The following is a 9,187-nucleotide window of genomic DNA, read 5'->3' on the forward strand; positions in this document are numbered from 1 at the left end:
TGAAAGTCGTTCCGGACAGTTCACGCCGCCCGAGACGGAGGTTCTACTCATCCAAAGCATGAGTCAGGACTAATTCTCTCACGGGAACGCTCCTGCGAACGGAGAGAGTGCGAAGATGACAGTTCCCATCGCGAGCACGCCAAGCAGCAAGAAGACAGTGTTTGCGAGTGTGCTCGCCGCACGAAGGCGTGACAGTGAGATCCGCTGCCGAGAGAATGGGAGAAACGGCTGGATACCACTGACTGTAATGATGTCGCCGGCGAGATGGACACAGATACCCAGAACACCGATGACAAACCCGAGTCCGACGAGTGTTCCGGGAGTGAGTGCAGCAAGTTGCTCGGTCGCGATTGTGACTGCCGTGATATTGGTCGCTGGGAGGACGGTCGTCTGCAGCCAGTGCGCAAGTGGGACGGTAAGATACTGTCCAAGAAGCCAGCCACACCCAGCACACACGAGCCCAATAACGCCAGCGGTCAGCAGCGAGTGACTCACGCCACGGTGTGAGAGTCCGGGTAACCAGTGGTCATTATCGGGAAGTGGTTCGATGATGAGGACGCCAAGCACGAGCAACCCGGCAAATGCGAACTGACCATTTTGGATGAATGCATAAGAGATTGGTGCAAGAACAAAGAGTGTAATGCCGAGGTGGCCGTGTCGGTACATGCTGAGTCGCCTCTGGATCTAATTTCGCCTCGTTTTCCTACTCGCATAAGCTCTTTGTATCGTTTCAGTCAACTCTGTTTGAACAGGGTAGCGTTGGATATCAAAAATCGATTATCAACCGTTAGTATGAGATACTAACTAGCGTCTGCCCCTGTTTTATACTATTGCCGTGAAAACCCACCGCATGTCCGTTGTAAAAGACGGACGAAAAATGGTCAACGGAACACCCACGAACGGTGTACCCGTGGCGCTTATCACCGCTGGCGCGACCATCGTAGCTAATCAGAACGTAGCTGGTTGGGTACTCATCGCTGCTGGCTTGGTGGTAGCAAAACGGGATCGGGGTGAGTGATAGAGTTCCAATCGAGCACTCATTCCCGATGACCTCGTATTTATTTTGTTTTAACGACGCCGAGCAACGACGCTCGACAGTATACGGTTGTATGTGAACGCACATCAGTTTTTCCCGTGGACAATCGCTTCCCCTGCCTGGCCGTCAGTTTGTATGAAACCGAATTATTCTACACACAAGTTGAGTTGGAGCTACTGGGAGCGTTCACTCTCAATAGGAGTGAATCAGGGTTCCTGACCTAGAGATGCTCAAGGTATGAGGAGAGTTCTATGACACCATCAACTTTCACGAACAGATTAATTTGGGACTCCCGGGGCAGACTCACTTCCACTTATTGGATTTAGTACGTGGTAGACACCACAGAACGCACTAGCGTAATCATTCCCGATTCTGTAAACCTGCGATACTGCTTGTATTCTGCAACGTCGATAAAATCAGTAGAGATGAAGCATTCCTGGGACGACTGTCGATTTGATCGAACGAAGGCTCACGCTGAAATAACCGGCACTGTGGCGAGGCGAGTCACGCGGTCAGTCGAACTTCCCGGGTGGAGAGACCTCGACTTCGACAGGCCGTGTTGTCCCATCACAATCAGATCGATGTCATTCTGTTGAGAACACTTCAAAATCACTTCATGAGGGACGCCTCTACCACACTCGGCTGTCGCTTCGATACCTCTGCGTTCGGCTTTCCTAACAATTTGCTCAAGGAGCTTATCTCCCCGGGTTTGAATGTCTTCAAGGAAGAGCTCGTCGCTACTCAATGCTGGAGTCTGTCCGTAGATCCGCTCATCGACAACAAACAATGTATGGAGTCTCGCACCCTCCTTCTCAGCAAGCCCGAGTGCGTGTTCGACACCCCGTTCCGCCCCTTTGCTCCCATCTGTCGGCACTAGTATATTGTTGACCATTACTACCCAGATCTATGCTCTACGTCAGCATTAATCAGTTGGGGGTATCATTTTCATATCCAAATAGACAGGAGTTGACGTTGCTCGTGGTTTGTGATCTCTGTGTTAATGATTCGCTCACTGGACACAATTTTTGTCCCGCGATCAAATGATACCTATAATAATCTTAGGTAGGGGTGCAAACATATTGGCTTCCTTTTCGCTCAACCAGCCCTTCTTCTCGGAGTGTATTTAGGATGGGATAGATCGATATTGTGGGAATATTCAGTGTGTGGCAGAGCTCTTGAACCGTCCCACCACTGCTATAATGAAGATGTAGATACACAAGTTTCGATCCCATTGAGTCAAGGTCGCTCGGCAGTGACTCAATATCTGGGCAATCTTCTTGTCTATTCACGCGTGCGTTGGACTCTAGTACTGATTTATTCAATTTTATTCTATTGTTTCGATATTGTCGTGTATTCGTTAATTCAGTTCTTTCGCTCGGTTAGGGATGGTGGTTACCACTCCATTCCACCGTTGATACCGAGGATTTGGCCAGTCATGTAGGACGACTCCTCGCTTGCTAAGAATCGAACAACACCGGAGACATCTTCAGCCTCAGCAAACCGGTTCAGCGGAATACGCTGGCGGATTTTGTCCTGTATCTCCTCATCGACGTCGGCAAGCATATCGGTTCTCGTGAATCCTGGCGCAACACAGTTGACGGTCGATCCCGAATTTGCCAGCTCAAGGGCAAGCGTCCGGGTGAATCCGAACAGACCACTTTTCGTGGTCGCATAATTGGCCTGACCGTAGTTGCCCTGCTGGCCGACCACACTCGAAATGTTGATCAACCGTCCGTGTTCGGCCTGTTTGACGTCATCATAAAACGCCTTCGAGCAGTTGAACACACCGCCAAGATTGACGTCGATAACGCGCTCCCACTCCTCACGCGTCATTGTTTTAAAGGTTCGATCGACAGTAATGCCGGCGTTGTTCACGAGCACGTCAACTGGCCCGAACACATCGTGGACGCGGTCAGACATTGCGTCGACCGCGTCCTTGTTAGTTACATCTGCTTGGACGGCGATTGCTGTGCCACCCTCAGCTTCGATGTCATCGACGACATCGTAGGCTTTCGTTTCTGAGGATCGGTAGTTTACGACGACGTTCGCACCATCACGACCGAGATTTCTCGCGATTTGGGCACCGATTCCACGTGAAGCGCCAGTTATGATGCATGTTCTATTAGTTGGTATGGTTGACATTGTTCTTCCTTGTGTTGAGGTGGAAATGTCTGTGCGGTTGCTCACTTCGAGTCGCTGTGGCCATCAATGGCCGTTTGCGACCGTACCGGTCTGTATTAAATCAGACCCTTCCATCCCCACCGTGTGGTCCGTAGCTCAACATTCTAATATATAGGCGTTACCTAATATCGGTAAATATTCACACGCTACGATACAAGGACACTAGAATACCGGATCGATACTGTCTCAGTGTCGCACGTGAGACTGCGACTCCAATGTAAATCGACAGGGACGGGCAAGGAAACTCATGGCAGCAATTGTAACCGAGATGGAAACCCTAGGTGTGAAACTGCTCGATGTTATTGACAACCTCCAGGTCGACGAAGGTGATCAAAAATTGGATAGGACGTAAAGCAGACAAGAAAGGATCAAGGGGAACGGATGACAGAGATTGTTGAAGTCTTTAAGATCACTCTGCAGAATCGTTTTACGGAGTTGTAGCAGCTGATCTTCGGTGGTTCCTACTTCCTAATACTACCGTAGCCAGTAATATCCATGACGCAGAACTCCGAATACAGTACGATCGCTGCCATAGAAACGAGGCACCAGCGACGAATAAGCCGAGGCAGATCAGACGTTGTTCATCCGCTGGCTCGTCGTTTCGCCACACATCAGACAACGAGCAACCCGATATGGTTCACGAGAGAACTTCGCAGTGTGCGGTTTGTCGCTTTCAGTACGGATCTCAATCGAGACTTCGTGGGGCGTCTGCACGGCACAGTTCTCACACTGTTTGAGATTGTCTCCTGCTCTCTCATCTGTTTTTGTCATGGTGAGTTCTGTCCGTGTTTTACGATGGAGTCTCCGGGCGTTAATCGGCTTGTTTCCGGACCATCTGTACCAGTGGACGGATATCGTCGAAGCGAGGACCCTTTCGCACCGCGTAGTCGTCTCGGTTCCATTCGATGATGTCCGCATTGTCGAGCTTCGGAAGGTGTATGTGGGTCATTTGGAGCGAGAGATGGCTTTCTTGCTCATCGCTCCTAGTCACGTCAGCGGGAATTTGGAAATAGTCGTCATCCAGGGGGTCGTGGTCGAGGAGAGCGACTAGCAACTGTCGACGATCCGTATCTGCCAATATTTTCAGGAAAGTGTCCAGTGATGCCTCCTCTATAGCGACTGTGTCTTCGCCTTCTCCTGTTTGTTTGTTTGATGTCTTGCTCATGTTTCTCACTCCATTAGCTTCAACTACACGCGTGTTTTGCCGGAAGTACCGTCGCTGGGTAAGAGTTGGCCCAAATATGTTAGGCTATCTTCGACGAGTCACTTTGAGATAGGTGAATTAAACGGCGTTTCTTACGATATTCTGAATGTAGATGTTTTCAATAGACCAAGGTGACAACACCACCCGTAACTCTTCCGGAAGAGGGTTGATAACCATGCACCGGTATTAGGCGACTAATGTCAGCAGAGTCGTTAACAGATGCGCTTCGAGAAACCCTTGTACTCTTTGACGAAGAAGCGACACCCTGGACGACGAAAGAGGTCGCAGACCACCTCGACCTCGGACAGCGAAGTACCTACACTAGACTGAAGCGCCTCGTCGAGCATGAAAAACTTGAAACGAAGAAAGTCGGCGCCAGCGCACGCGTCTGGTGGCGGCCGTCGACTAACGCCAACCAAGATACTCCAAAATGGCCGGCCGCCGAGTCGCTCGTCAACGATGTACTCGACGACGCCGATGTCGGAGTGTTCGTTCTTGACAAAGACTTTCAGGTGGCATGGGCCAACGACACGACCAAACGGTACTTCGGACTTGACTATGAACGAGTTGTCGGGCAGGACAAACGTACGCTCATCAACAATCAGATCGCGTCGACGATCACCGAGTCAGAAACATTTGCGGAAGTAGTCCTTGCGACGTACGACGACAACACGTACACGGAACAGTTCGAATGCCACGTGGCGCCCGGCAATGGACGCAAGGAGCGGTGGCTCGAACATCGCAGTAAACCCATCGAGGCCGGTGCATACGCCGGCGGTCGAGTCGAACTCTACTACGACGTCACCGACCAAAAGCAGACCGAACAGTCGCTTGAAGAGAGCAAGCAGCGATACTCGAACCTCGTCAGCAATTTACCAGGGATGGTCTATCGGTGTCGAAACGAACCCACATGGCCGATGGAGTTCGTCAGTGACGATTGCGCCAACCTGACTGGATACGACGCAGACGCCATCGAGTCCGAAACAGTCACTTGGAGCGATATTATCCACCCCGACGACCGCGGACAGATCTGGGATACCGTCCAATCTGGACTCGATCGAAACGGTCAATTCACCACCCAATATCGCATCCTGACCGCGCATGGCGAAACCCGGTGGGTCTGGGAGCGCGGTCGCAGCGTCACCGACACATCCGGCTCCTCGATACTCGAAGGAGTCATCACAGATATCACAGGGCAGAAGATAACCGAACAGGAACTCCAAGAGAAAGAACTCGAGGACGTGTACGAGCGAATGGACGACGGGTTCTTCGCGCTCGATGATGACCACCGGTTCACGTATGTCAATAACCGTGCGGGGGATCTTCTAGAGCGATGTCCCAGCGAACTCATCGGCGAGCACATCTGGGATGCGTTCGAGCGGAGCTCGACAGTCAAGGCGGCAATCACGGACGTCTTCGAGAATCAGGAACCGGAGTCCCAGGAGATGTTCTATGAGCCACTGGAAACCTGGTTCGAAGCCCACATCTATCCCGCAGAGACGGGTGTCTCGGTCTATTTCCAGGACATAACAGGTCGCAAGGAGCGGCAGACAGAGGTCAAACAATATGAACGCATCGTCGAAGCTGTTGACGACGGGATCTACGTTCTCGATAGTGACTACCGGTTCTTGATGGTAAACAAGGGTCTTACCTCGATGGCAGGCTATGAGCGTGACGAACTCATTGGCGTCCATGCGCAAGCCATTTTTGGCGATGACTTCTTCGATATCGAGGAGGCAAAACTGGCTGAACTAGAGTCGAGTGATTCCAGTGTCGCAAAACTCGAAGAAGAGATATACACGGCAAGTGGTTCTACGCTCACAGTCGAAAGCCGGTTCAGCCGATTCGAACTCGAAGATGGGGAGATGGGTCGTGTCGGAGTCATCCGTGACGTTACTGACCGCGTGAAACATGAACAGCAACTCGAGAAGCTGAAGCGTCGATATCAGACGCTCGTAGACAACTTCCCGAATGGGGCGGTCGTACTATTCGACGAGGACTTACGATACCTGACAGTAGGTGGTGAGGTTTTTAAAGGGCTCGATATCTCTGCTGATGATCTCGAAGGAGAACGGATGTCCGAACACCTCCCCGAAGAACTCCGCGAAGAGCTTAAACCAAGGTACAGTGCTGTCTTCGACGGTGAGACGAGCGATATCGAAGTCGAGTACGACGGTCGAATCCGCCGCATCCAAGCCTTCCCTATCTACGACGAGCAGGGAACAGTATTCGCCGGAATGGCGATGTCGCAGGATATTACAGGTCAGATCGAACGCGAACGGAGATTAAAACGACAGCGCGAGCATCTCTCTGCACTCAACCATCTCAATGACGTTTTCCACGACATTACCGAAGCAGTTATCGAGCAATCGACTCGCGAGGAGATAGAAACGATCGTCTGTAACCAACTCGTGGACACAGACGCCTACCAAGCCGCCTGGATTGGCGAAGTCGATAACTATACTCAGACAGTGAATGTTCGGACGGAAACAGGCGTCGAAGGATATCTCGACGACATTACGATTTCCGTCGATCCAAACGATGAGCGTGGCAATGGTCCCACAAGCAAGGCCATCTTACAACGCGAGATACAGACCACACAGGACCTCTCCACCGACTTTAGATACGAGCACTGGCGAGATTCTGCCCAGAAGTATGGATTTCACTCCTCTGTGGCAGTTCCGATTGAATATGAGGAGACACTGTATGGTGTACTCAACGTCTACTCCGACCGACCTGACGCATTCACGGGCAAGAAGTGTGAGGTAATCGGTCAGCTCGGCGAAATCACTGGGCACGCAATCGCCGCCGTCGAGCGCAAGCAGGCACTGATGAGTGACGAAGTCGTCGAGCTCGAGTTCCACCTCTCCAACGTCTTCGAAACCCTTGGAATCGGCGAAACCACCGATGGTCGAATTACCCTCAACCAGACTGTTCCGGCCAGCGGCGGAACGCACCTCGTATACGGCACCGTGACAACCGGCGCTCGTGATGCGCTCGACGCCTTGATTGATCAACACCCTCACTGGAATTCGATGACCGTGATAGACGAAGAGGGGGACGTTTCGCGCTTCCAACTCCGACTATCCGAGCCACCCGTACTCTCGACGGTAGCCGCGCAAGGTGGCTCTGTTGATACAGCCGTGATCGAGGATGGTGACTATCACATGCGGATTCACCTCGCACCAAGCGTCGAAGTACGTGAGATCATCGAGACTGTCCAAGTCGAATATCCAGGTATTGAATTGCTCGCCCATCGGCAGGTTTCGCGTACTGATGACCCGATCGCTCAATTGGACCAGTTACTCAAGGAGAACCTCACCGATCGACAGCGGACATCGCTGAACGCTGCCTACAACTCTGGATTCTTCGAATGGCCTCGTCCGACTTCTGGGAAGGATATTGCCACGTCACTCGGCATCTCGTCGCCGACGTTCCACCAGCACCTTCGAGCAGCAGAACGGAAGGTGTTTGACGCCGTCTTGGAATCCTTGATGACGTCTCCGTGAGAGTCGATATTGTACCGTGTAACGAGAAATTGAGAGCGAGGGATTGCGATACGTCTCGTATTCTCCTCTTCTAAAAGCGTGACCAAGATGAGGGAATGGTTAACGTAAGTGCGCCCAGCACTCAATCTCAGTACCTCACAAAGCATCCTCGGCTAACTGTTTCTGAAGCCTGAGTTCTGTGTCGGAGCGGTTGCTCTGACGGTCTCGACGAGAGAAGCATGGACAAATCAAAGGCGAGCCGTCGCTGTCGGCGGCAGACCGCCGTCGACAGCGACAGCGTCGGCACTCACACCCCAAGCTAGCCCGGTCGAGAGTTACCGAGTAAACCGGTCGTCCGGTGGTCGGTTCGCGGGGACGGCCCGACGCGTCGCGAGGGCCGTCCACGCTGCCCGTCGGATCATGTTGATGAACTCCTTGAACGACCATTGCCAGAGGCGACGCCCCCCGCGGCGGGGCGTCGCCACGTATTCCCAATGCAGAAACCGCCAGACGTTCTGTAACAGCAAGCTCACCACCACGTACAACAGCCGTACGATCGGATTCTGTGTTGAGGTCGTCGCAATACTTTGCTCGGAGAGTCGATAGCTGGCCTCGATACCGAAGCGTTTCGCATAGTGGTATCGAGCGTCTCGTGGCGTGTCGATAAACGGCGCGTCAGCGGCGTAGCCGTGACGCGCCACACCATGTTCGTCGTACCGTCCTTGCTGGTATGTACAGTCGATGTAGACGGGAAACTCGACGGTCCAGCTGTGACCGTCGAGTTTCCCCGTCAGACTGTGTTGAATCACGCGACTCCAGCCTTCCGAGAGTTCTTGCTTAATCATCCGTCCCCAGCGGACGATCGGCATCACGTAGGCGTGGTTGTGTGCCTGAAGCAGCGTCAAACACTTGCTATCGTAGAATTCGCGGTCAAGGTAGACGGCCTTGACACCGAGGTCAAGGCCGTCAAGGATGCCAAGAAACTCTGCGAGGACGCCGCTGGCGGTGTCGCCGTCGGTAAGACGGCGCACCGCCAGTGTGTAGCGTTTGTTCTTCACACGCGCGTAGAGTGTGGCGTAGGCGTGGAACGCGGTGGTTCCACGCTTCGCTTGCGAAGTGATAGAGGCCGTCTGTGTCGTCTTCGTCGCCATAGTAGGGCCGCAGGTGGAGGTCAGCGACGACCTCCACCTGCTCGGGGAGGACGTCAAGAACGTCCTTCTGGAGGAGTGTGTTGCCAATTTGTTCGAGCGTCTCCAGGTCGAACTTGGTGCGAAGATG

7 protein-coding genes and 1 pseudogene are annotated in these 9,187 nt (G+C 52.8%); 1 reads left to right on the plus strand and 7 read right to left on the minus strand.

The window, feature by feature from the left end; all coding sequences use genetic code 11:
* Nucleotides 1-78: 78 nt before the first annotated feature.
* The 6 genes from BG842_RS05100 to BG842_RS05115 all read right to left on the minus strand — a co-directional run bounded on the left by BG842_RS05100 (nucleotide 79) and on the right by BG842_RS05115 (nucleotide 4,382).
* Nucleotides 79-666: a metal-dependent hydrolase gene (locus BG842_RS05100; RefSeq protein ID WP_069449935.1), complete on the minus strand. Its 588-nt coding sequence runs from the start codon at nucleotides 664-666 to the stop codon at nucleotides 79-81.
* 839 nt (nucleotides 667-1,505) lie between these two features.
* Nucleotides 1,506-1,928, minus strand: a complete 423-nt coding sequence (locus tag BG842_RS05105; protein ID WP_069449936.1) for a universal stress protein — start codon at nucleotides 1,926-1,928, stop codon at nucleotides 1,506-1,508.
* A 166-nt stretch (nucleotides 1,929-2,094) separates the two neighbouring features.
* Entirely contained in the window at nucleotides 2,095-2,268 is a 174-nt protein-coding gene (locus BG842_RS28650; protein WP_254662912.1) for a helix-turn-helix domain-containing protein, read from the minus strand.
* Nucleotides 2,269-2,428: 160 nt separating this feature from the next.
* A complete protein-coding gene (locus tag BG842_RS05110) occupies nucleotides 2,429-3,178 on the minus strand; it encodes a beta-ketoacyl-ACP reductase (RefSeq protein WP_069449937.1) in 750 nt (249 codons plus the stop codon).
* Nucleotides 3,179-3,787: 609 nt separating this feature from the next.
* Nucleotides 3,788-3,988: a hypothetical protein gene (locus BG842_RS31085; RefSeq protein WP_083252437.1), complete on the minus strand. Its 201-nt coding sequence runs from the start codon at nucleotides 3,986-3,988 to the stop codon at nucleotides 3,788-3,790.
* 40 nt (nucleotides 3,989-4,028) lie between these two features.
* Nucleotides 4,029-4,382: a hypothetical protein gene (locus BG842_RS05115; RefSeq protein ID WP_069449938.1), complete on the minus strand. Its 354-nt coding sequence runs from the start codon at nucleotides 4,380-4,382 to the stop codon at nucleotides 4,029-4,031.
* Between the two features lie 236 nt (nucleotides 4,383-4,618).
* Here BG842_RS05115 and BG842_RS05120 point away from each other — a divergent pair, with 236 nt between their 5' ends.
* Nucleotides 4,619-7,930 carry a PAS domain S-box protein gene (locus BG842_RS05120; protein WP_069449939.1) on the plus strand — a complete coding sequence of 1,104 codons (3,312 nt, stop codon included), beginning with the start codon at nucleotides 4,619-4,621 and terminating at the stop codon, nucleotides 7,928-7,930.
* A gap of 314 nt (nucleotides 7,931-8,244) precedes the next feature.
* Here BG842_RS05120 and BG842_RS05125 read toward each other — a convergent pair.
* Nucleotides 8,245-9,187, minus strand: a pseudogene (locus BG842_RS05125) (ISH3 family transposase); the annotation flags it as partial.

Source organism: Haladaptatus sp. W1 (assembly GCF_001723155.1).
GTDB lineage: Archaea > Halobacteriota > Halobacteria > Halobacteriales > Haladaptataceae > Haladaptatus > Haladaptatus paucihalophilus.